At 68.9% G+C, this 21,989-nt stretch carries 24 protein-coding genes and 1 tRNA gene; 10 read left to right on the forward strand and 15 right to left on the reverse strand.

From position 1 onward, the window contains the following. Positions 1-15: 15 nt before the first annotated feature. A complete protein-coding gene (locus L0C25_RS07120; protein ID WP_271635757.1) occupies positions 16-1,371 on the forward strand; it encodes a serine hydrolase domain-containing protein in 1,356 nt (451 codons plus the stop codon). Between the two features lie 52 nt (positions 1,372-1,423). Here the strand turns inward: L0C25_RS07120 and L0C25_RS07125 are convergent, their stop codons facing one another. The 4 genes from L0C25_RS07125 to L0C25_RS07140 all read right to left on the reverse strand — a co-directional run bounded on the left by L0C25_RS07125 (position 1,424) and on the right by L0C25_RS07140 (position 3,064). Next, positions 1,424-2,044, reverse strand: a complete 621-nt coding sequence (locus L0C25_RS07125; RefSeq protein ID WP_271635758.1) for a dihydrofolate reductase family protein — start codon at positions 2,042-2,044, stop codon at positions 1,424-1,426. Beyond that, positions 2,044-2,550, reverse strand: coding sequence for an SRPBCC family protein (locus L0C25_RS07130; protein ID WP_271635759.1), 507 nt, complete (start codon positions 2,548-2,550; stop codon positions 2,044-2,046). Before L0C25_RS07130 ends, L0C25_RS07125 begins: the two co-directional genes overlap by 1 nt. A gap of 3 nt (positions 2,551-2,553) precedes the next feature. Continuing rightward, positions 2,554-2,895: an ArsR/SmtB family transcription factor gene (locus L0C25_RS07135; RefSeq protein ID WP_271635760.1), complete on the reverse strand. Its 342-nt coding sequence runs from the start codon at positions 2,893-2,895 to the stop codon at positions 2,554-2,556. Between the two features lie 93 nt (positions 2,896-2,988). Beyond that, positions 2,989-3,064, reverse strand: a tRNA-Thr gene (locus L0C25_RS07140). 187 nt (positions 3,065-3,251) lie between these two features. On the opposite strand from L0C25_RS07140, the gene L0C25_RS07145 reads away from it, so the two are divergent. From L0C25_RS07145 to L0C25_RS07155, 3 genes are read left to right on the forward strand one after another with little or no spacing between them, the layout of a single operon-like run. Beyond that, on the forward strand, positions 3,252-4,421 hold the full coding sequence (locus tag L0C25_RS07145; RefSeq protein WP_271635761.1) for an amino acid deaminase/aldolase: 1,170 nt from the start codon (positions 3,252-3,254) through the stop codon (positions 4,419-4,421). A gap of 22 nt (positions 4,422-4,443) precedes the next feature. Next, a complete protein-coding gene (locus tag L0C25_RS07150; RefSeq protein ID WP_271635762.1) occupies positions 4,444-5,760 on the forward strand; it encodes a D-arabinono-1,4-lactone oxidase in 1,317 nt (438 codons plus the stop codon). Further along, positions 5,757-6,971: a DUF4032 domain-containing protein gene (locus L0C25_RS07155; protein ID WP_271635763.1), complete on the forward strand. Its 1,215-nt coding sequence runs from the start codon at positions 5,757-5,759 to the stop codon at positions 6,969-6,971. The genes L0C25_RS07150 and L0C25_RS07155 overlap by 4 nt, the downstream gene beginning before the upstream one ends. An 18-nt stretch (positions 6,972-6,989) precedes the next feature. Here L0C25_RS07155 and L0C25_RS07160 read toward each other — a convergent pair whose 3' ends face one another. Both L0C25_RS07160 and L0C25_RS07165 read right to left on the reverse strand, forming a co-directional pair. After that, positions 6,990-7,535, reverse strand: a complete 546-nt coding sequence (locus tag L0C25_RS07160; protein WP_271635764.1) for a YdeI/OmpD-associated family protein — start codon at positions 7,533-7,535, stop codon at positions 6,990-6,992. Position 7,536: 1 nt separating this feature from the next. After that, on the reverse strand, positions 7,537-7,959 hold the full coding sequence (locus L0C25_RS07165) for a VOC family protein (RefSeq protein ID WP_271635765.1): 423 nt from the start codon (positions 7,957-7,959) through the stop codon (positions 7,537-7,539). Positions 7,960-8,082: 123 nt separating this feature from the next. On the opposite strand from L0C25_RS07165, the gene L0C25_RS07170 reads away from it, so the two are divergent. Beyond that, complete coding sequence (locus tag L0C25_RS07170; RefSeq protein WP_271635766.1) at positions 8,083-9,735, forward strand: vWA domain-containing protein; 1,653 nt, start codon at positions 8,083-8,085, stop codon at positions 9,733-9,735. A gap of 72 nt (positions 9,736-9,807) precedes the next feature. Here the strand turns inward: L0C25_RS07170 and L0C25_RS07175 are convergent, their stop codons facing one another. From L0C25_RS07175 to L0C25_RS07195, 5 genes are all read right to left on the reverse strand, one after another. Then, the gene (locus L0C25_RS07175; protein WP_271635767.1) at positions 9,808-10,950 is read right to left on the reverse strand and encodes an acyl-CoA dehydrogenase family protein; all 1,143 of its coding nucleotides are present in this window, start codon (positions 10,948-10,950) and stop codon (positions 9,808-9,810) included. A gap of 60 nt (positions 10,951-11,010) precedes the next feature. Next, complete coding sequence (gene rlmB / locus L0C25_RS07180) at positions 11,011-11,964, reverse strand: 23S rRNA (guanosine(2251)-2'-O)-methyltransferase RlmB (protein ID WP_271635768.1); 954 nt, start codon at positions 11,962-11,964, stop codon at positions 11,011-11,013. A gap of 4 nt (positions 11,965-11,968) precedes the next feature. Continuing rightward, positions 11,969-13,381 carry a cysteine--tRNA ligase gene (cysS, locus tag L0C25_RS07185; RefSeq protein WP_271635769.1) on the reverse strand — a complete coding sequence of 471 codons (1,413 nt, stop codon included), beginning with the start codon at positions 13,379-13,381 and terminating at the stop codon, positions 11,969-11,971. A 49-nt stretch (positions 13,382-13,430) separates the two neighbouring features. Beyond that, the gene (locus tag L0C25_RS07190; protein WP_271635770.1) at positions 13,431-14,225 is read right to left on the reverse strand and encodes a 4-hydroxy-tetrahydrodipicolinate reductase; all 795 of its coding nucleotides are present in this window, start codon (positions 14,223-14,225) and stop codon (positions 13,431-13,433) included. A 222-nt stretch (positions 14,226-14,447) separates the two neighbouring features. Then, positions 14,448-14,675, reverse strand: a complete 228-nt coding sequence (locus L0C25_RS07195; protein WP_271635771.1) for a hypothetical protein — start codon at positions 14,673-14,675, stop codon at positions 14,448-14,450. 13 nt (positions 14,676-14,688) lie between these two features. Here L0C25_RS07195 and L0C25_RS07200 point away from each other — a divergent pair, with 13 nt between their 5' ends. From L0C25_RS07200 to L0C25_RS07210, 3 genes are read left to right on the forward strand one after another with little or no spacing between them, the layout of a single operon-like run. Beyond that, positions 14,689-15,435, forward strand: a complete 747-nt coding sequence (locus tag L0C25_RS07200; protein ID WP_271635772.1) for a peptidase C39 family protein — start codon at positions 14,689-14,691, stop codon at positions 15,433-15,435. Beyond that, entirely contained in the window at positions 15,432-15,674 is a 243-nt protein-coding gene (locus L0C25_RS07205; protein ID WP_271635773.1) for a hypothetical protein, read from the forward strand. The genes L0C25_RS07200 and L0C25_RS07205 overlap by 4 nt, the downstream gene beginning before the upstream one ends. Positions 15,675-15,676: 2 nt before the next feature. Further along, a complete protein-coding gene (locus L0C25_RS07210; RefSeq protein ID WP_271635774.1) occupies positions 15,677-16,408 on the forward strand; it encodes a hypothetical protein in 732 nt (243 codons plus the stop codon). A 76-nt stretch (positions 16,409-16,484) separates the two neighbouring features. On the opposite strand, the gene L0C25_RS07215 is transcribed toward L0C25_RS07210, so the two are convergent. Continuing rightward, a complete protein-coding gene (locus L0C25_RS07215) occupies positions 16,485-17,990 on the reverse strand; it encodes a molybdopterin-dependent oxidoreductase (RefSeq protein WP_271635775.1) in 1,506 nt (501 codons plus the stop codon). A gap of 45 nt (positions 17,991-18,035) precedes the next feature. Here L0C25_RS07215 and ispF point away from each other — a divergent pair, with 45 nt between their 5' ends. Beyond that, a complete protein-coding gene (ispF, locus tag L0C25_RS07220; protein ID WP_271635776.1) occupies positions 18,036-18,521 on the forward strand; it encodes a 2-C-methyl-D-erythritol 2,4-cyclodiphosphate synthase in 486 nt (161 codons plus the stop codon). Positions 18,522-18,615: 94 nt separating this feature from the next. Here the strand turns inward: ispF and L0C25_RS07225 are convergent, their stop codons facing one another. Continuing rightward, the gene (locus L0C25_RS07225; RefSeq protein WP_271635777.1) at positions 18,616-19,101 is read right to left on the reverse strand and encodes a CarD family transcriptional regulator; all 486 of its coding nucleotides are present in this window, start codon (positions 19,099-19,101) and stop codon (positions 18,616-18,618) included. A 299-nt stretch (positions 19,102-19,400) separates the two neighbouring features. On the opposite strand from L0C25_RS07225, the gene L0C25_RS07230 reads away from it, so the two are divergent. Beyond that, positions 19,401-19,976: a hypothetical protein gene (locus tag L0C25_RS07230; protein ID WP_271635778.1), complete on the forward strand. Its 576-nt coding sequence runs from the start codon at positions 19,401-19,403 to the stop codon at positions 19,974-19,976. Between the two features lie 16 nt (positions 19,977-19,992). Here L0C25_RS07230 and L0C25_RS07235 read toward each other — a convergent pair whose 3' ends face one another. Both L0C25_RS07235 and L0C25_RS07240 read right to left on the reverse strand, forming a co-directional pair. Beyond that, on the reverse strand, positions 19,993-20,670 hold the full coding sequence (locus L0C25_RS07235) for a response regulator transcription factor (protein WP_271635779.1): 678 nt from the start codon (positions 20,668-20,670) through the stop codon (positions 19,993-19,995). Further along, complete coding sequence (locus L0C25_RS07240; protein WP_271635780.1) at positions 20,667-21,872, reverse strand: sensor histidine kinase; 1,206 nt, start codon at positions 21,870-21,872, stop codon at positions 20,667-20,669. Before L0C25_RS07240 ends, L0C25_RS07235 begins: the two co-directional genes overlap by 4 nt. Between the last annotated feature and the right edge of the window lie 117 nt (positions 21,873-21,989).

Raw genomic sequence — 21,989 nt, forward strand, 5'->3', positions numbered from 1 at the left:
GAGGAGCTGCCGCGCGTGACTGCGGCTCACGACGTGCCGGGTGTGTCGATGGCTGTGCTTGTCGACGGACAGGTCGTCGAGGCCGCGGCAGGCGTGGTGAATCTTCGGACGCGGGTCCCGGTGACCCCTGACTCGGTGTTCATGATCCAGTCGATCACCAAGGTATGGACTGCGACCCTGGTGATGCAGTTGGTCGACGACGGTCTGTGCGAGTTGGACACCCCGGTCCGCGAGTACCTGCCGGAGTTCCGGACCGCGGACGAGCGGGCCAGCGCCGAGATCACGATCCGGCACCTGTTGACACACACCGGCGGGTTCGAAGGTGACATCTGGGCTGCGACGACCGACGGCGAGGATGCACTGGAGCGGTTCGTCGGAGATCTGGTCGCGAACGCCCCGCAACGTACCCGGCCGGGAACGATGTACTCCTACTGCAGCGCGGGGTACGGAGTCCTGGGCAGGCTGGTGGAGGTGCAGCGCGAGATGTCGTACTCGACGGCGGTTCGGCGGTACCTGGCCGAGCCGCTGGGCATCGACGAGATCGCCTTCTGCGCGAACGAGGCGCTGGGCTTTCGTACCGCCATCGGACACGCCCGACCGAGACCCGACGCGCCGCAGCGGCCGCTGCAGGTATGGGCGGTGATGCCGCCTTCCAACCCGGCGGCCGGAAACCAGCTGGCGATGTCAGCGCGGGCGCTGATCGCGTTCGCCGGCATGCACCTGGCCGACGGGGCCACACGCAACGGTGACCGGCCGCTGTCCGCGAAAAGCGCGCGTGCCATGCGCGTACGGCAGGTCGACCACCCGGCCGCGATCGGCGCTCCGAGCGGGCACGGTCTCGGCTGGTTCCTGTCCGATCGACCGGGAGTCGTCGAGCATGGCGGCGACATGATCGGCGTGGCCGCGATGCTGCGAATAGTGCCCGAGGAGGGCATCGCGGTCGCGGTGTTGACGAACGGCGGCGCTGCAGGGCCGCTGATGCGCGACGTGATCGACCCGTTGCTGCATGACCTCGCCGGTGTCGGGCGGCGACCGACGGTGCCTTCGCCGCCCGCCACCAGTCGAACGTCAAACCCCGATCGATACGTCGGCCGCTACGAGACCCGACCGGCACTCAACGAGGTCACTCTCGACGACGACGGTCGCCTGTGGCTCACGGTTGCCGATCGGCGCGAGGCGCTCACGCTGGCCGAAAGGGCCGGATCATCGGCCGAGTCGATTCGGAGCGAACTGCGCCAGGTCGACGGCGACCTCTTCGTACGGACCGACGCCGCGGGTACGGGGATGGGGCTGGTGGAGTTCCTCGACACCGACGACTCCGGTCGTGCTCGATTCCTCCACACCGGACGCGCCCAACAGAGAACCGATTGATCACACCGGCAGAGACGTACGCGTGGGTGTTCGTTCTCGTCGGCCCGTGCGCCTACCGCTCGCGGACTGCGTACGTCAGGTGCGTCACCCGCGGGGACGTCTCCCCACGCACCGGCTCCAGGGCCACGCGACCCGCGTCCACGCCCTCGAACAGGCGGATTCCGGAGCCGAACAGCACTGGTGAGAGCGCGATCGTGAACTCGTCGACCAGGCCGGCGTTCACGTACTGCAGGATCGTCGCGCCGCCCCCGGCGATGCGGACGTCTCGATCGCCGGCGGCCTCGCGAGCCCGGTCGAGCGCGGACTCGATGCCGTCGTTGACGAAGTGGAACGTGGTGCCACCCGGCCGCTCCCAGGGGTCGCGCTTCTCGTGCGTCACAACGAAGACCGGCGTGTGGAACGGCGCCTCCTCGGGCCATGCGTGCTCGCCGGCATCGAACATTCGCTTGCCCATGACGCTCGCGCCCGTACGCTCGAACGTCTCCCGCACGATGTCGTTGTCGCGTCCTTCCTCGCCGCCCTTGCCGAGCAACACGTTCTCCCGGAAGAACCGCTGCGGGAATACCCACCGCTGCAGTTCCATCCACTGCCGCCCCATCAACTCCTCGGGCGACTCGGGCGCGATGAACCCGTCCAGCGACATCGACACGCTGAAGAAGACCTTCCCGGCCATCAGTTCTCAGCTCCCTTCCGAGCCAGCTCGGTGACGTACGCAGCCAGGTTGCCGAGAGTCTGCCGGCCGGCTTCGATCGCGTGGTACTTCTCGACCGCCTCGTCGCGCAGCTCCTTGGTGGGGAACACCGTGCGCATCTCGATCCGGGTCGCCGCGCCGTCGGGCGCGAAGGTCAGCACCGACTCGAAGGCGTCGGGGTCGTCGCGGGACTCGCCGTGCAGAAACTCGATCCGCTCCGGTGGGGCGAGCTCGGTCCAGGTGATCCACTCCTGGTAGTCGGTCCCGTCCGGCCCGTGCATCACGAAGTCCCACTCGCCGCCGACGCCGAACTCGAACGACCGCGTGGTGGTGGTGAACCCCTCCGGCCCCCACCACCGCGACAGGTGCCGCACCTCGGTGAACGCCTCGAACACCAACTCTCGTGGGGCGTCGATGACCCGGGAGATCACAGTCTCCCGGTCGGCCGTCGCGGACTGCGACGGCGCTCCTCGTCCCATCTCGCTCATCAGCTACTCCTCGTGCCTTGTCTGCTTCAGGTCCTGCACGTACGCGTCCAGCCGGTCGAAACTCTCGTTCCAGAACCGCTCGAACCCACCAGTCCACTCATGAACCGTTCGAAGCCCACTGGCGTCCAGGTCGTACAGGCGCTGCTTACCTGCCTTGCGATCCCGCACCAGCCCGACCTCCCGGAGCACCCGCAGGTGCTTGGACGCCCCTGGCTGGGACATCCCCAGCTCCTGGGACAACTCGGTCACCGGCCGCTCACCCGCCCGCAACAGCACCAGGATCTCCCGGCGCTGTGGCTCGGCGATCGCGTTGAAGACGTCCGACGTCGTCGCTGCACGTGCCATGGGACCATCATATGCCCATATCGGCATGCGTCAAGCCGGCGGGACCGCGGGCGGGTCATATCGGGCGTTGATGCAGTCGGGCGCGGTGATGGGTGGAGCCGGTGACAGGAGTCGAACCCGCGACATCCTCATTACAAGTGAGGCGCTCTACCAACTGAGCTACACCGGCAGGTGCCCCGACATCGTAACGAACGTGGTGACGTGCGTCGCCGGACGCCCGCGCCCACGGTGGGGCGCGCGTTTCGGCCGTGCCGGGTCGATCCGGCACGGCCGAAACGTGCGGCTCAGGGGGGCGGTGGGTGCGGCGGGAACCCTGGGGGCGGCGGCAGTGCTCCGCGCGCGAGATACTCGTAGGCATGGCACCGACCGTTCTCCCCGGCATGGAGCGCATCGAGCGGCTCACCGCCGACCTCGACCCACCGTTCGCCGTCGTCGACGAGGCGACGCTGTGGCGCAATGCCGACGAGCTCGTACGCCGCGCGGCGGGCAAGCCGATTCGCGTCGCATCCAAGTCGGTACGGGTGCGCGCGCTGCTCGAGCGGGTCCTGCAGCGCCCCGGGTACGCGGGCGTGCTCGCGTACTCGATCGGTGAAGCCAACTGGCTGGCCGACAACGGCTTCGACGACATCCTCGTCGCGTACCCGAGCGTGGACCGCAAGGCCATCCGCGACCTCGCCGCCGACGAACGCCGCGCCACCGCGATCACCGTCATGATCGACAGCACCGACCATCTCGACCTGATCGACCGGGCCGCGCCGCGCCACACCGACATCCAGGTCTGCGTCGACGTCGACGCGTCGCTGCGCATCGGCCCCGTGCACCTCGGCGTCCGACGGTCCCCGATCCGCACCCCCGCACAGGCTTCCCGCCTCGCGAAGGCGATCACCGAACGCAACGGCTTCCGCCTCAACGCGGTGATGTTCTACGACGCCCAGATCGCCGGCATGCCCGACTCGTCGCCCGCGGTCCGGATGGTCAAGCGGCGCAGCGCCGACGAGCTGGTCGACCGGCGGGCCGCCGTCGTCGACGCCGTACGCGCGTACGCCGAGCCGAAGGTCGTGAACGCCGGCGGCACCGGCAGCCTCGACGTACTCAACACCGACACGACCGCGACCGAGCTCGCCGCGGGCTCGGGCCTGTTCATGCCGACGCTGTTCGACTCGTACGACGACTTCGCCGCCCATCCTGCGGCGATGTTCGCCCTCGGCGTCGTACGCAAGCCGCGCAAGGAGATCGCGACGCTCTACTCCGGTGGCTACGTCGCCTCCGGGGCACCCGGCAAGGCGCGCGTGCCCACCCCGGTCTGGCCGCCCGGGCTCGCCCTGCTCGGCGCGGAGGCCGCCGGCGAGGTCCAGACTCCCGTGAAGGGTCGCAGCGCACGTGCCTTGAGCCTCGGCGACCGCGTCTGGCTTCGGCACGCCAAGGCGGGCGAGATGTGCGAGCGATTCGATAGCGTGCGACTGGTTGGGCGCGCGTCATTTGAGACGTTGCCGACGTACCGCGGCGAGGGCCTCAACTTCGGATGACTGGCGAGGGGATGAACTTCGGATGAGCACAGCCGACCCATGGCGCAACTGGGCCGACTCGGCCTCCTGCGAGCCCGACCTGATCGCGCATCCGAGCACGGCCACCGAGGTGTCCGACCTGGTGCGTAACGCCGAGCGCCACGACCAGCGTGTCAAGGCGGTCGGATCCGGCCACTCGTTCACGTCGATCGCCGTCACCGACGGCGTACTCCTCGACATGAGCGACCTCGACGACCTGATCGGCGTCGATCGGTTGCGCAACCGGGTCACCGTGGGTGCAGGCATGACGCTGTGCCGACTCAATGCGCACCTGCACAAGCACGGCCTCGCATTGCCGAACCTCGGCGACATCGACCAGCAGACGATCTCCGGCGCCGTCAGCACCGGCACCCACGGCACCGGCGGCGCACTGCACGGCATCGCCAAGGCGATCGTCGGGCTCGACCTGGTCCACGCCGACGGGAGCATCGGCCAGATCACCGAGGACGACGGCGACGTGTTCGACGCCGCCCGGGTCAGTCTCGGCGCGCTCGGCATCACCACTGCCGTCACGCTGCAATGCGTACCCGCGTTCCTGCTGCACGCGCACGAGGCACCGATGGCGCTGGGCGACGTACTCGACAACATCGACTCGCTCGTCGACGACAATGACCACTTCGAGTTCTACTGGTTCCCGCATACCGAGCAGACGATGACCAAGCGCAACAACCGTGTCGCCGACGACGCCGAGCGTAAGCCGGTCGGTCGCATCCGCGGGTTCATCGACGACGAGCTGCTCAGCAACACCGCGTTCGAGCTGCTCAACCGGGTTGCAACGATGCGGCGCCGCATCGTGCCGAGGCTCAATCGCCTTTCCAGCAAGGCGTTGTCCGAACGCCAGTACACCGACGACTCCTACCGCGTCTTCTGCTCGCCTCGCCGCGTGCGATTCCGCGAGATGGAGTACGCGGTGCCGCGCGACCGGCTGCCCGACGTACTCACCGACGTGAAGGCGTGGATCGACGGGCACGACGAGCTCGTCTCGTTCCCGATCGAGGTACGCTTCACCGCCCCCGACGACATCTGGATGTCCACCGGGTACGACCGCGCCAACGCGTACATCGCCGTTCACCAGTACCACCGGATGGACTACGAGCCGTACTTCAGGGGGATCGAGCAGATCCTCACGTCGGCAGACGGCCGGCCCCACTGGGGCAAGCTCCATACGCTCGACTCCGTCGCACTGCGCGGACGCTATCCCCGCTTCGACGACTTCGTGGCCGTACGCGACAAGCTCGATCCGAATGGGATGTTCCGCAACGACTACCTCGACCGAGTGCTCGGTCCGCCACCGGCATGAGCATTCGACTGCGGGCGACCCGGCCTGATCCCGCACTCATCCGGCTGCCGTGGAACGTACCGCTGGCGGACTGGGACCCTGCGCTCGACGTCCCACTCGCCCGCGGCATCTCCCGGCACGTCGTTCGATTCGTACGCGCGGGCGACACAGTCGTCGCGGTCAAGGAGACGCGGGAGTCGTTTGCCAACCGGGAGTACGGCCTGCTCCGCAACCTCGACCGCATCGGCGTACCGGCCGTCAAGGCCGTGGCGGTCGTGACCGGCCGCGAGACACCGGTCGGAGAGCCCATCGAGCCCGCCCTGGTCACCCGCGTGCTGCCGCAGTCGCTCCCGTACCGCTCGCTGTTCTCGCACAAGCTGCGCGAGGACACCCTGGAGCGGGTGATCGACGCCCTCGTCTTACTGCTCGTGCGTCTGCACCTCGAGGGCTTCTACTGGGGTGACTGCTCACTCTCCAACGTGCTGTTCCGGCGTAACACCGACGAGCTCGAGGCGTACCTCGTCGACGCCGAGACCGGCGAGCTGCACGAAAACCTGAGCGACGGCCAGCGGGCGTACGACATCGACCTGCTGCGGACGAATGCGTTCGGCGAGCTCCTCGACCTGCAGGCGGGCGGCATGCTCGGCGACGAGGACGACGCCGTCGAGATCGTCGACCAGATCGTGCAGCGCTACGAGGGTCTGTGGGAGGAGATCACCGGCATCGAGGAGTTCGGGCTCGATGAGATGTGGCGGATACAGCAGCGAATCGAGCGGTTGAACGAGCGCGGCTTCGACGTCGAGGAGATCGACATCGTCACCGACCTCGGCGGCGACTACGTACGCATCCAGCCGAAGGTGCTCGACGCGGGACACCACTGCCGTCGCCTGCGTGGGCTCACCGGCCTCGACGTACCCGACAGCCAAGCGCGCCGGCTGCTCAACGACCTCGACGCATACACCGCATCGCACGAGCTCGGCGACGAGGACTCGATGACGGTCGCCCACCAGTGGCTGACCCAGGTCTACCAACCGCTCGAGGAGATGATCCCAACCGAGTACACCGACGTCGTCGAGACGCCGCAGGTGTTCCACGACGTGCTCGTGCATCGCTGGGCACTGTCGGAGGCAGCCGGCCACGAGGTCGACTTCTTCGAGACCGCCCGGTCGTACATCGAAAACGAGCTGCCCGCCACCGTCGAGACCCTCCGCACGGCCGCGGCGGCGACCTGACGCCGCCTCGCGTCGTGGCTACGCCTCGAGGCGGGCGATCTCTCGCGCGAGCGCCTTCTGTCGCAGCTCGGGCGTACGCGCCTTGAGCAGCGGCAGGATCACCGCGTAGCGCTCCGACCTGCCCATGCTCTCGAACGCGCCACGAGCCCGAGCGCTCCCGGCGAGCGCCTCCGCAAGGTCGGCCGGCACGTCCGCTGTTCGCTGAGGCTCGTACGCGGCGTCCCAGCGGCCGTCGGCCTTGGCCGCCTCGACCTCCGCGAGTCCGGACGGGCGCATGCGTCCGGCGGCGATCAAACTCTCGACCTTCTCGACGTTCACCTGCGACCACGGACTCCGCTTGCGTCGCGGCGAATACCGCTGCAGGAAGGAGCCGTCGTCGTACGCCCGGCGCTGACCGTCGATCCAACCGAAACAGAATGCACCCTCGGCCGCCTCGGAGATCGTGACCAACGCGAGGTCCGCGTGGCGCTTGCGGATCCGCAGCCAGGCCTCGGTCTGCTCGGCGTGGTTGACGTCCAGCCATGCCTCCCAGACGGCCGCGTCAGGAAACTCGAGGATGTCCATCTCACGCCCGTATCGACTCGAGCATCTCGAGGTAGTGCGGGTTGGACATCACGCCGAGCACGTTCCCGAACGGGTCGACGACCGACGCGGTCACGAATCCCGAGTCGCCTCGCGGCGTGATCGGCTCGTACTCGCGGGCGCCCATCGAGAGCAGGCGCTCAACCGCGCTGCCGAGGTCGTCGACGTGCCAGTGCATGATCGCGCCTCCGGGCTCCGTCGACGCACCCGCGGGCGCGAACCGACGATCGATGATGCCGAGCTCCGACTGGTAGTCGCCGATCCGGAACTCGACGTACACGGCCGCGCCTTCGGGTCCGGAACGCTCGAAGTACGGTTCGACGCCCAGGAACTCGGCGTACCAGGCGGCAGCAGCGGGCACGTCGTCCGCCCAGATGTTCAGGGTGGCGAATCCTCGCAGGCTCATCAGGAGACCCTCTCGTCGTAGGTGCCGTCAGCCTATTCGCTCTTGCGGCCCGAGAGCGTCCTAATCCAGTCGCCGGATCCGTTCCCGACGGAACCGGGCCGCGGCGCCCTGCGTCCCAGCCGTATGAGACGCCACCTGACCACCGCCGCTGTCATCGCCCTCGTCGCAGCGACCGCTTGCAGCAACGCGTCCGACGAGGCCGATGACCAACCCGCCAGCATCGATGCGCGAGCGTTCTACGAGGAGTACGAAGCGGGTGCCGACGACGACTCGCAGAGGCTGTTCGGCACCGCCGAGGCCGAGGACGGCGCCATCGCACCCGATGCGGGCTCTCCCGAGAAGATCGTTCCCTGCAACGACTGTGGGCCTTTGCCTCCACGTCGCGAGCCGCCGATCACCGCCGGCAACACGTTCGACGATGCCGGCACGAATCCGGTCGTCAACGCCGCGAAGCAGCCGACGTCGACGTTCGGACTCGACGTCGACACGGGCTCGTACCGCGTTGCGCAACACCTGCTCAAGCGAAACCTGCTGCCTCCCGGGGCGTCCGTTCGTCCGGAGGAGTGGATCAACGCGTACGACTACGGCACTGCTGCTCCGACGACGTCCGACCTCGGGGTCTCGGCCGAGACCTCGGCGTCGCCGCGTACGTCGACCCAACTGCTGCGGGTAGGCGTCGATGCGCGCGAGTTCCCGGACAGCGAGCGCCCTCCCGCGGCGCTGACGTTCGTCGTCGACACCTCCGGCTCGATGGACATTCGAGAGCGACTTGGACTGGTGAAGGCGTCACTGGCCTTGCTCGCAAAGAGCCTGCGTCCCGACGACACGATCTCGATCGTCACGTACGACAACCAGGCACGCAGCGTGCTCGAACCGACCTCGGTCGACGACACCGACACGATCCTGGCCGCGATCGACGACCTGAAGCCCGGAGGCGGCACAAATCTCTCGGCAGGTGTCGACCTGGGATACAAGTACGCCGCGCAGTCCGCCGACAAGGCAGGCATCAACGCGGTGATCCTCGCGTCCGACGGAGTCGCGAACATCGGGCTGACAAACCCGAGCGGCCTTGCAGACAAGGTCAACTCGGCCGCGTCCAAGGACGACATTCAGCTGGTCACCGTCGGCTATGGAATGGGCAACTACAACGACGACCTGATGGAACAGCTCGCCGACCAGGGTCAGGGCTTCTACTCGTACGTCAGCACGTACGCCGATGCGAAGCGCCTGTTCGTCGACGACCTCACCGGCACGCTGGGCGTGGTGGCGAACGACGCGAAGGCGCAGGTCGAGTTCGATCCCGCGGCGGTCGAGTCGTATCGGCTGATCGGCTACGAGAACCGCGCGATGTCCGACGCCGAGTTCGACGACTCCACGGCGGATGCGGGCGAGGTGGGCTCAGGCATGGATGTCACTGCCCTGTATGAGGTGACGCCGTCCGAGGACGCAGCGCCGAGCGCGCCGATCGGCACGGCGACCGTGCGCTGGGAGTCCGCGACCGGAGGCTCACAGGAGGAGGCGTCAACGGAGATCCGGATGCCGGGTATCTCCGCCGCACCGTCCGACGCCACGCAGCTCGCCGGCACCGTGGCGGAGTTCGCCGAGACGATCAAGCACGACCAAGGCACCAAGGCGCTTGACGTCCGCCTGCGTGCGTTACGGGACACCGCCGACTCACTTGCGGACGACGGCGTCGAGGGCGCGGGCGAGCTGAGCACGATGATCGGCCAAGCCATCGAGGCGCATCCGACCGGCGGGCCGTACGAGATCCAGTGACCGCGGTCAAGAGTTCGCGGAGCTTTTCGTGGTCTGCGGTGCGTGCACCACGAAGAACTCCGCAAACTCGTCTCAGCGGAGCAGGTCGCGGGCGATGACCATCCGCTGGATCTGGTTGGTGCCCTCGAAGATCTGCGCCACCTTCGCTTCGCGCATGTACCGCTCGACCGGGAATTCACGCGTATAGCCGTACCCGCCGAAAACCTGCACCGCATCGGTCGTCACCTGCATCGCGGCATCCGTCGCGACCAGTTTCGCGACCGACGCCTGCCTGCTGAACGGCCGCCCCGCGTCACGCAGCCGGGCGGCGAGCACGTACGCCGCCCGCGCCGACTCGGTGGCCGCCGCCATATCGGCCAACAGAAACTGCAGGCCCTGGAAGTCGCCGATCGCACGACCGAACTGCGATCGCTCGCCTGCGTACTGCGTCGCCGCGTCAAGCGCCGCCTGCGCCAGGCCGGTCGCACACGCAGCGATACCGAGGCGGCCAGAGTCCAATGCGCCAAGGGCGATGCGCATCCCTTCGCCCTCCTCGCCGATCCTCAGCTCGGCCGGCACGCGGGCATCGTCGAACAGCACCTGCGTGGTCGTCGACGCCGTGAGGCCCATCTTCTTCTCGGGTGCTCCGAAGCTCAGGCCCTCGGTGTCGGCGGGCACATAGAACGCACTGATACCCGAGGTGCGGTCGGGCGCCGTGCGTACGAATGCGAGATAGAAGTCGGCCCGGCTGCCATGGGTGATCCAGGCCTTGACGCCGTTCAGCACGTACGCGTCGCCGTCGAGTACCGCCTTGGTGGTCATACCCGCGACATCGGAGCCCGCCTGCGGCTCCGACAGGCAGTACGCGCCCAACATCTCGCCGCCGAGAACGCCAGGGAGCAACGATGCCTGCTGCTCGGGCGTACCGTGCTTGGCGACCGCGGACGTTGCGAGCGAGTGCACCGAGGTGCCGACGCCGATCGACATCGACACGCTCGCGATCTCCTCGAGCACCTGCAGGTACACCTCGTACGGCTGCGCCCCGCCGCCGTACTCCTCCGGGTACGGGAGCCCGAGCAGTCCCGCCTTGCCCAGCAGCGCGAAGTGGTCACGCGGGAAGTGCTCGGTGGCCTCATCCGTCGCGACCCGCGGCGCGATCTGCTCTGCGCAGATCTGCCGGGTGAGGTCGATCAGGTCGTACGCCTCGGGCGTAGGAAGAAGTCGCTCCACGGTCATGCCGCCACGGTAACGCGAGCGCGTCCCACCCCGCGTCCGCGCCGCGGAGCGTACGCGAGCTCAGGATCGTACGCGGGCCACCTCGTACAGCGCGACCCCGGCCGCGACACCGGCGTTGAGCGACTCGAGGCTCGACCCCATCGGGATCGATGCGAGTACGTCGCACGTCTCGCTCACCAGCCGCGACAGTCCCTTGCCCTCGCTGCCGATGACGACCACGAGCGGACCGTCGGCCAGATGCAGGTCGGTGATCGACTCGGTGCCGTCGGCGGCGAGCCCGACCACCATCAGCCCGGCCCGCTGGTACGCCTTCAGCTGCCGGGTCAGGTTGACCGTACGCGCGACCGGCACCCGAGCGGCGGCACCCGCTGACGTCTTCCATGCGGCGGCGGTCATCCCGGCCGCGCGTCGGTCCGGCACCACAACGCCGTGCGCACCGAATCCGGCCGCCGAGCGTACGATCGCGCCCAGGTTGCGCGGGTCGGTGATGCCGTCGAGCATCACGATCAGCGATGGCTCGCCGGCCTCTGCGGCCGCCTCGACGAGCGCGTCCGGGTCGGCGTACTCGTAGGCCGGTAGCTTCGCCGCAACACCCTGGTGGGATGCCCCGCCGGTGAGCGAGTCGAGATCGGTGCGGGTCGTCTCGAGCATCGAAATGCCGCGCTCCGCCGCGTACGCGAAGATCTCACGCAGCCGCTCGTCACGTGCGGTGCCCTCGACGACGTAGATGCCGGAGATCGGCACGCCCTCGCGTACGAGCTCGACGACCGGGTTGCGCCCTGCTACCCACTCGGCGCCGCCGTCCTTGGACGACGGCGGTTTGCGGGGCCTCGACGCCTTACGGCGATCGTCTGTGCGCGCGGCGCGGTACGCCTTGTGGCCGGGGCGCTCCGTCGCCTTCGGTGTCGGGCCCTTGCCCTCGAGCCCGCGCCGGCGGCGACCTCCCGAACCCGCTGTGGGGTTGCCCTTGCCTGTGCGCTTGATCGCACCCTTGCGCTTGCTGTTGCCGGCCATCCGGTCAGCCTCCCTCAACCGACCAGCGCGGTCCGGACGGGGTGTCCTCGACGGCGACGCCGGCCTCCTTCAAGCGATCGCGCACCGCGTCCGCGGTCGCGAAGTCGCGCTCGGCGCGCGCCTGCTCGCGCTGCTCGACGAGGGCGCGTACGAGGGTGTCGAGCGCGGCATGCTCGGCGCCTCCACTCCCGCGGCCCTGCCATACCGACGACAGGGGGTCGAGTCCGAGGATGTCGAGCATCGCGCGTACGGACGCGAGACAGCCGCGAAGCGCGGTAGAGTCACCCTCGGCGAGCAGCTTGTGGCCTTCGCGCAGCACCGCCTGCAGCGCGGCCAGCGCGGCCGGCAGCGCGAGATCGTCGTCCATCGCCTCGACGAAGTCGGCGCACGGCGTACCGAGCTCGACGCCGCCGGTGACCTCGGTCGCCCGGGCGACGAAGCCCTCGATCCGCTCGTAGGTCGTGACGGCCTCGGCGAGCGCCTCCTCGGAGTACTCGATGATCGAACGATAGTGCGTCGCGACCAGGTAGTAGCGCAGCTCGACCGGGCGTACGCGCTTCACGACCTCGCTGACCAGCAACGAGTTGCCGACCGACTTGCTCATCTTCTCGCCGGACAGGTTGACCATCGCGTTGTGCATCCAGTGCCGGGTGAACGCCCGCCCGGCGGCGCGCGACTGCGCCTGCTCGTTCTCGTGATGCGGGAAGCGTAGGTCGAGCCCACCGCCGTGGATGTCGAACTCGTCACCGAGATACTTGCCGGCCATCGCCGAGCACTCGAGGTGCCAACCCGGCCGGCCGAGGCCCCAGGGGGCCGGCCATGCCGCTGTGTCGGGCTCGTGGCCCTTCTTGAATCCCTTCCACAGCGCGAAGTCACGGGGGTCGCGCTTGCCGCGCGGATCGGCGTCGGCCGCCGCCTCCATGTCGTCGATGCGCTGGTTCGACAGCTCCCCGTACGCCGGCCATGACCGCACGTCGAAGTACACATCGCCGGAACCGTCTGGCGCGACGTACGCATGCCCCTTGCCGATCAACCGCTCGACCAGCTCGATCATCTCGGGGATGTGCCCGGTCGCCCGCGGCTCGTACGTCGGCGGCTTGCAGCCGAGTACGGAGTACGCGTCGTGCAGGGCGCGCTCGTTGGCGTACGCGATGCTCCACCACGGATCGTCCTGCTCGGCCTCCTTGAGCAGGATCTTGTCGTCGATGTCGGTGACGTTCGCGATCAGGGTGACCTCGGCGCCGTTGTACTCGAGCCAGCGGCGGAGCACGTCGAAGACGACCTCTTTGCGAATGTGCCCGATGTGCGGCGGGCCCTGCACGGTCAGGCCACAGTGGTAGATCCCGACGTGCCCAGGGGTGATGGGCACGAAGTCGTGGATCTTCCTCGTGGCGGTGTCGTACAGTCGCAGGTTCACCGCGCCAGCGTAACGGTCCGCGGCCACCCACGCGCGCGCCGCGGTTGCCTCAGTCGAAGAGCAGGGTGTCGAGCCCGCGACGTACGCCGGCGGCCTCGGAGACCCGCCGGATCGCGAGCAACGTGCCCTCGGCGTACAGGTCTGGCGACGTGCCCGGGTCGTACTTCATGGTCAGCCGCTCGCCGGGCGCTCCGAAGACCACCTCGGCACCGACGACGTACGACGGGAGCCGCACCGAATGCACGCGCGTACCGGCGATGTCGGCCCCGCGCGCCTCCACCGGTCCCTGCAGGTCCTCGATCGGTACGCCCAGCCCGGGGCGGCGTACGTCGGCGAGCGTCTCGGCCAGCTCGCGCGCCGTGCCGCTCGGCACGTCGGGCTTCGTCTCGCTCGCGTAGTCGAAGATCTCCCAGCTGCCCACCTTCTCCGCGGCGATCGCGGCCGCCCGACGCAGGATCGCTGCCAGCATGGAGAAGTTGCCGGCCGCGAACACCCCGACGGCCCGTGACCTCGCTCGCTCGTCGAGGTCGGCGTAGTCGTCGGCGGTGAGCCCGCTCGAGCCGACGACCACGTGTACACCCGCATCGATCGCGGTCACGACGTTGTCCTTGACCGCGCTCGCGCTGGTGTAGTCGACCAGCACGTCGACCGGCCCGGCCCGCAGAGCGTCGGCAACGCTCGCGTACACCTGGCCCTCGCCGTATCCGGTGGCGTCGACGAGCGACCGTCCCGCTGCCGATCGCGAGACGCCCGCAGTGAGGGTGAGGTCGTCGGCCGCGTCGATCCCGGCGAGGATCGGCGGCGCGGTCCAGCCGGTGACTCCGGCAAAGCAGACGTTCGTCATGGGGCTCCTTCGTCGTCAGTGCGACCCTAACGCGAGACCTTGCCGCAACGGTGACGGCCGCACTGCCAGGGTGGCGCTAAGGTCCTGTACATGAGGGATCCCGGGTCTGCGACCATCGCCACCGGGCGGCGGGTACGTCTGCACCGACGCCCCCCCGACGTTCGGTGCGGCCGTCGAGCCGTCCGAGTACACCGACCCGTTCGGCGTCGGTCGTCCGCGCTCTTACGAGCGTCGCACCTGGACGAGCGAGCCGATCGACCTCGGCGTCGACGCGCGCTCGATCGTCGCCTCGTGGGAGGCAGCGACACCCGGTCGAGGCTGGATCGAGGTCTCGGCACGCGGCACCGCACCGGAGACCCCGTGGCTCGTACTCGCCCGGTGGGCCGAGACGAGCGACGAGATACACCGCACCACCGTCCCCGGCCAGCAGTCCGACTCGTACGCCGTCATCGACGACGAGATCGTGATCCCCGAGGGAAGCGAATGGCGACAAGCGCAGCTGCGCATCTCGGTCGTACGCCCCCGCGACGCAGCGAATCCGTGGCCGGCGGTACGCGAGGCCGCACTGCTCGCGTCCACCCGGCTCGACGACGTGAGCGGCGCGGTGTCGGAGCCGTCCGGAGTCGCGCACACGATCGACGTCCCAGCACACTCCCAACAGCTCTACCGCGACCAGCAACCTCACCTCGACGGCGGCGGCCAGAACTGGTGCTCCCCCACCTGCATGACGATGGTGCTCGAGCACTGGGGTGTCTCGCTTCCGGCTGAGCCGGCGGTCCCGTACTCCGCCGAGCACACGTACGACCACAACTACGACGGTGCGGGCAACTGGCCGTTCAACACCGCGTACGCCGCGCGGTTCGGTCTGACGGCGTACGTGACCCGCCTGCGATCGCTCGCCGAGGCGGAGCTGTTCACGCGTGCGGGCATCCCGCTGGTGCTCGGGGTCGGGTTCACCGCCGACCAGCTCGACGGGTCCGGGTACGACACCGTCGGACACCTGATGGTGCTGCTGGGCTTCGACGAGAGCGGCGACCCGATCGTCAACGACCCGGCATCGCATCGCGTGCGCAGCAACGACGCAGTACGCACGACGTACCGGCGTGACCAGTTCCTGGACGCGTGGCAGTGGCGCGGCTCGGGCATCGCGTACGTCGTACATCCGCGCGACTTCGCGGTGCCGCCGAGCGGCGACGAGGCCAACTGGTGAGCGGCGGACAACCGGCGCACGCGCCGGCCGACGTGCTCGAGGACCTGCTGGACCTCGACGAACGGGCACAGCTGCTGGTCGACAGCCTGACCGACGAGGAGACGGCGCGCCTGCTCACCACGGTCACCGAGGCCCGCGCGGAGTACGCCGGTGCTCTCGATGCGTTCGCCGAGGGGGTGGTCGCATCGCTTCCCCGACCGTTGCGTACCCGCGCGGCACGGATCCTGGCGAGGGGCTAGCCGTGCCCGACGTACTGCCGGCAACGACCGTCGAGGTCGCACGCACCGCGCGGCTGATGCGCGTCGATGCCGATGCGCTCGAATACCTCGCGCGATTCGATGCGAGCGAGATCCGCAGCCTGCGCCTCGCGGTGCACACGCGCATCCGGGCCGACAACGCACACCGGTTCAAACGCCTCGCCATGCTCGGTGGACTTCTGCCCCGCAAGATGACTGCCGTCCTCGCGCAGCGTTCGATGTCGCCACGGCTCGCGGCCGGCGTCGTCGAGGCGTTGCCGCCCGAGCAGGCGGCCGACGTCGCCGGCCGGATGGCGCCGGCGTACCTCGCGAAGACGTGTGAGTACCTACCCGCGGGTGTCGCGACACCGATCGTCGTGCACCTGAGCGACGAGAAGCTGCTCGCCGTTTGCGACGTCATGGTGGAGCAAGAGGCCCGTTCCGCAATGGCCGAGATGATCGAGTCGTTGTCCGACGAGCAGCTCGTGACGTTCATGGAGCGCATCGACGACCCAGGCACGCTGCTCGACATCAGCGCGGTCGTCACCGCCGACGGTCAGCTCGAGCGCGTTGCGACGCTCGTACCCGATGACCTGTTGTCGCGGATCATCCGGCACGCGGTCGACAGCGTCGCGCACTGGGATCTCGCGCTCGCGCTCCTGGCGCTGCTGCCCGCGTCGGAGCGCAAGCGGCTGCTCGCGGTCGTCGCCGCCTCGGGTCGCCCGCCGGAAGCATGACCTGAGCCGCGCTGGGCGTGACGTTCGGGTGGCGACACGCGGCGTGTCGCCACCCGAACGTCACGCCCAGCGGGGCTCAGGTGACGGTGACGGTCACCGTGTGGTGGCCGGTCGCACCGTCGGGCACCGTGCCCCGCGTACGCGAGGTCTGCACGTCGCCGTCGCGGTCGGTCGCGCGTACGGCGATGTCGTGGTCGCCGGCCTCGGCGTCCCACTCCCATTTCCACTGCACCCAGGTGTCGACGTTGGGTACGCGGGCGAGCTCGGCCGGTTCCCAGTCACCGTCGTCCACGCGTACCTCGACCGCCTCGATCCCCCGATGCTGCGCCCAGGCGACGCCGCCGATCGCGACCCGGCCGGACGGCACCTGGTCGCCGTCGTGCGGGGTGTCGATCCGCGACTGGGTCTTCACGGGTCCCTCCGGGGCCCAGCCGCGTTCGGTCCAGTACGCCTCGAAGTCGGCGAACCGGGTCACCTCCCACTCGACCACCCACTTCGTCGCAGAGACGTAGCCGTACAGTCCCGGCACCACCATCCGTACGGGAAACCCGTGCTCGACCGGGAGCGGCTCGCCGTCCATGGTCACCGCCAGCAGCGCGTCGCGTCCGTCGGTGAGCGCGGCCAGCGGCGTACCGCAGTTCCAGCCGTCGTCGGACGTCGACAGCAGCGCGTCGGCGTCCGGGTGGACGCCGACCTCGTCGAGGACGTCCTTGATCGGCACCCCACCCCAGACGGTGTTGCTGATCAGGTCGCCGCCGACCTCGTTCGACACGCAGCACAGGGTGACCCAGGACTGTTCCAGCCCACGGTCGACCAGGTCGTCGTAGGTGAGCGTCAGCTCGTGGTCGACCATGCCGTGGATGCGCAGCTCCCAGTCCTCGGGCTTGATCAGCGGCGGCGCGAGCGTGGTGTCGATGCGGTAGAAGTCGCCGGGCGACGTACGCCACGACTCGACGCCGTCGACCCCGACGGCAACGCCCTCGGGCGTCGCGGCCTTGCCCACCGGCAGCTTGAGCTTGTCGCGCGCGTCCTCGACCGCGGAGAACGCCGCACCCATCCAGCGCCCGATGCCCCCGACGACCACCGTTGCCGTTCCGAGGATCGCGACGTCGCGCAGGAACGTACGCCGCCCGACCGACTCGTATCGCGTACTGCTCAGCATCGCAACGGCGATCACCACCGTGACGACCGCCGAGAGCACGACGATCACCGCCGACCCGCTCGAGCCGCCAGGTTCGGTGAGAACCGCGGCGAGCGGCACGACGGCGAGGGCGATGTACGCAACGACGCCCGCGGCGCGGTGACGTGCGATCAGGACGCCCGCCGCGCCACCGAGCAGGATCGTGCCGATCACGACACCGACGACGAGCAGGGGTTTGTCGAGCCTGCCGACGGCGTCGATCGCGCGTTCGGCGACGGCGCCGGGCGTCAGCTCGATGACCGACTCACCGATCGCGAGGATCGGCGACAGTCGTGTCCTGGTGAGCCCGGTGAGCAGCTCGGCAACGCCCGCACCGGCCAGCGACGCGAGCGCACCGATCACGAACGCGCGCGCGGCGACGGGTCGTCTCTGCTCAGTCATGACTCCATGATGTGCCGTCGGCGGTACGTACGGCATGATCAACCAGTGACATTCTCCGCGGAGCCACCCCGAGTCGGCAGCGGCGTCGACGTCCACGCGCTGGTCGCCGGCCGGCCGATGACCGTCGCCGGCCTGCACTGGCCGGACGAGCACGACGGGCCCGACGGACACTCCGACGGCGACGTCGTCGCGCACGCCGTGTGCGACGCGCTGCTGACCGCCGCCGGGCTCGGCGACCTGGGCACCAACTTCGGTACGTCGCGGCCCGAGTGGTCGGGCGCCTCCGGCGTCGCCCTGCTCCGCGAGACGGCGGCGCGCGTACGTACCGCCGGCTTCACGATCGGCAACGCGTCGGTCCAGCTGATCGGCCAACGCCCGCGCCTCGGCGCGCGCCGCGACGAAGCGCAGACCGTGCTCTCCGAGGCGGTCGGAGCGCCGGTGACTCTGAGTGCCACCACCACCGACGGTCTCGGTCTCACGGGTCGCGGCGAGGGCATCGCGGCATTCGCGACGGCGCTCCTCCAACGCTGACGAGAGACTTCTGGCCCACTGACGAGAGAATCCCGACCACGATTCGTGGTCGGGATTCTCTCGTCAGTGGGCCAGAAGTCTCTCGTCAGCGTGGTTAGGAGGCGAGGACCTCGTCGAGCAGGGTCTCGGCCTTGTCCTCGTTGGTGTGCTCGGCGAGCGCCAGCTCGGAGACCAGGATCTGGCGCGCCTTCGCGAGCATCCGCTTCTCGCCGGCGGACAGGCCGCGCTCACGCTCGCGGCGCCACAGGTCGCGTACGACCTCGGCGACCTTCATCACGTCGCCCGAGTGCAGCTTCTCGAGGTTCGCCTTGTAGCGGCGGGACCAGTTCGTTGGCTCTTCGGTGTGCTCGGCGCGCAGTACGCCGAATACCGCGTCGAGCCCATCCTTGTCTACGACATCGCGTACGCCGACCAGATCAACGTTGCAGGCAGGCACTCGTACGACGAGATCGTTCTGCGCAACGATGCGAAGTACCAAGTAGTCCTTGTCTTCGCCCTTGATCTGTCGGGTTTCGATGTCTTCGATAATGGCCGCCCCATGATTGGGGTACACAACCGTCTCACCGACAGTGAAAGTCATATGTAGAAGCCCTTTCCTCGTGACTAGGATAACACGTCGGGCGGTCGACCTCTTCGGCGTCTTCGCAGGTCAGAGGCCCAATCCGGGCTTGACAAACGCCGATTCGTTCGTCTACACGTGCGCGTACGGCGCGCATCTCTACGGCCGAGCGACCGCGCTCACGTTCCGTGCCCGGCCCTGATGCGGCGATCGGCCGCGGAGGTCGATATCCTGTGGCGCGGACGACCCGGCACCGTTCGGGCACCGACGACACCCGCGTACCGAACCCGCCCCTGATGGCGTCCGAAGGGATACCAGACGTGAGACCTACCGCGAGCCGAACTCGTCGCCGCGCCGCCTGCATCGCGGGGGTCGTGAGTCTGCTCGCGGTGAGCGCGTGCGGTACGGGCTTCGACGCGCAGACCAACCAGGTCTACCAGCCGGCGGCCGGCGCGAACGAACGTGCCGAGTCCGTCGACCTGCTCAACGTCCTGGCCGCCGACAACTCCGACGACACGGCGACGATCTCCGCGAGCCTGCTGAACAAGGGTGATGCCGACGACACCGTCACCGCCATCACCGGCACCACCGACAGCGGCGACGGGCTCAAGGGCGGCGACCCGATCGACGTCCAGCTCGCGGGCCCGATCGCGCTGCCAACACACGAGCTGGTCAAGGTCGGCGCGGATGCCGAGATCGTCGTGTCGTACGACGACCTCGGCGGCGGCCAGTACGTCACCCTCGACTTCGAGTTCGAGAACGCCGCCCCGATCACGATGGACGTGCCCGTCGTCGCCCGCGGCGAGCACGGCATCTACGACGGCATCGCCGAAGCGCCGGAGCCGACGACCGAGCCGACGACCGACGAAGAGACGAAGCCCGACGGCCAGGGCTGAGCTGCCCGGCGCCCGGTCACATCTCGTACTTGTAACCGAGCCCGCGTACCGTCACGAGCATCCGCGGATTCGACGGATCTGGCTCGATCTTGGCGCGCAGACGCTTGACGTGTACGTCGAGTGTCTTGGTGTCGCCGACGTAGTCCGCGCCCCAGACGCGGTCGATCAACTGACCCCGCGTGAGCACCCGCCCGGTGTTGCGTAGGAACATCTCGAGCAGCTCGAACTCCTTGAGCGGCAGGCGCACCTCCGAACCCTCGACGGTCACCACGTGGCGGTCGACGTCCATTCGTACCCGCCCGGACTCCAGGGCGGTCGGCGCCTCGTCGACGTCGGTGCCGCGCCGCAGCACCGCACGGATCCGGGCGACCAGCTCGCGCGGGCTGTACGGCTTCGTCACGTAGTCGTCGGCACCCAGCTCGAGGCCGACGACCTTGTCGACCTCGGCATCCTTGGCGCTCACCATGATCACCGGCACGTTCGACGTCTGGCGGATCTGGCGACATACCTCCGTACCGGGGAGTCCGGGGAGCATCAGGTCCAAGAGCACGATGTCGGCGCCGGCCCGGTCGAAGTCCGCCAGCGCGTCATGGCCGTTCTCGGCGATCGACACCTCGAAGCCCTCCTTGCGCAGCACGTACGCGAGGGCGTCGCTGTAGCTTTCCTCATCTTCGACGACGAGAACACGGGTCACTGTGTTGTCTCCTTGGGCAGTGGTTCCACGACGCGGTCTGCGTCGTCGGTTTCGTTGCCTACGTACGCCTCGGATTCCGAGGCGGTCTCGTGTCGCGGCAGGCAGATCGAGAACGACGAGCCCTGTCCGGGCTCGCTCCAGACCTTCACCTCGCCGCCGTGGCTCGCGGCCACGTGCTTGACGATCGACAGGCCGAGCCCGGTGCCGCCGGTCGTACGCGCGCGCGCCGGGTCGACGCGGTAGAAGCGCTCGAAGATGCGCTCGATCTCGGCCTGCGGGATCCCGATCCCGCGATCGGTGACGGTGATCTGCACCCGGGAGTCCTTCGCGGCCGCGACGACCGCGACCCGCGAGCCCTCCGGGCTGTAGGCCACGGCGTTCTCTACCAGGTTGCTGACCGCCGCCAGGATCTGGTCCGGCTCACCGAGGACGTGCAGGTCGCCGTCGGTACGTCCGCGCAGCGAGATCTGCTTGGCCTCGGCGTCGGTGCGGCTGCGCTCGATCGCGCTGTCGACCAGCTCGGCGATGTCCACGTCGACCGGCTCGTCGACGAGCTCGTCGGCCTGCAGACGCGACAGCTCGATGATCTGTTGCACGAGGCGGTTGAGCCGCTCGCTCTCGATCTGGATCCGGCCGGCGAACCGCTCCACCGCCCCCGGGTCGTCCTTCGCCTCCGCAACCGCCTCGGCGAGCAGGTTCATCGCACCGATCGGCGTCTTGAGCTCGTGCGAGACGTTGGCCACGAAGTCGCGCCGGATCGCCTCGACCCGTCGCTCGCGCGTACGGTCGTCGACGAGGACGAGCACCAGCTTGCTGGAAAGCGGCGCGACCCGCGCGACGAGGTGCATCGGCAGGGCCGAACGGTTACGGCTCAAGGTGAGCTCGGCCTGGCGTACCTCACCATCGCGACGCACCTTTCGTACCAGCTCGACCAGGTCATCGTGCGCGAGCCGGTCGTCGTGCACGATGCCGATCGCGTACGCCGGCGCGGAGGCCTTCACGATCGTGTCGTCCTCGTCGAGGACGACGGTCGACGAGCGCAGCACCGACAGTACGGACTCGACACCGGCCGGGATGGTCGGAGTCGGGCCGTCGGGGATCTCGCGCTGCGACCGCTCCGAGAGTCGCCAGACGAGAGCTACGCCGACGCCGAGAACGGCGCCGAGTAGACCCACGAGGACGAGCTGCACATCGGTGCTCACACCCCCGATCGTACGCATCCGGTTCACCGCTGCTTGATCCACTAGGCGCTTGTGACCTGGGCTTTTGCCGATTGTTCACTGTGCGTTCACGGCAGGTCGCCCGCCCGTCACCCTGGC

This window comes from Solicola gregarius, assembly GCF_025790165.1.
Classification (GTDB): domain Bacteria; phylum Actinomycetota; class Actinomycetes; order Propionibacteriales; family Nocardioidaceae; genus Solicola; species Solicola gregarius.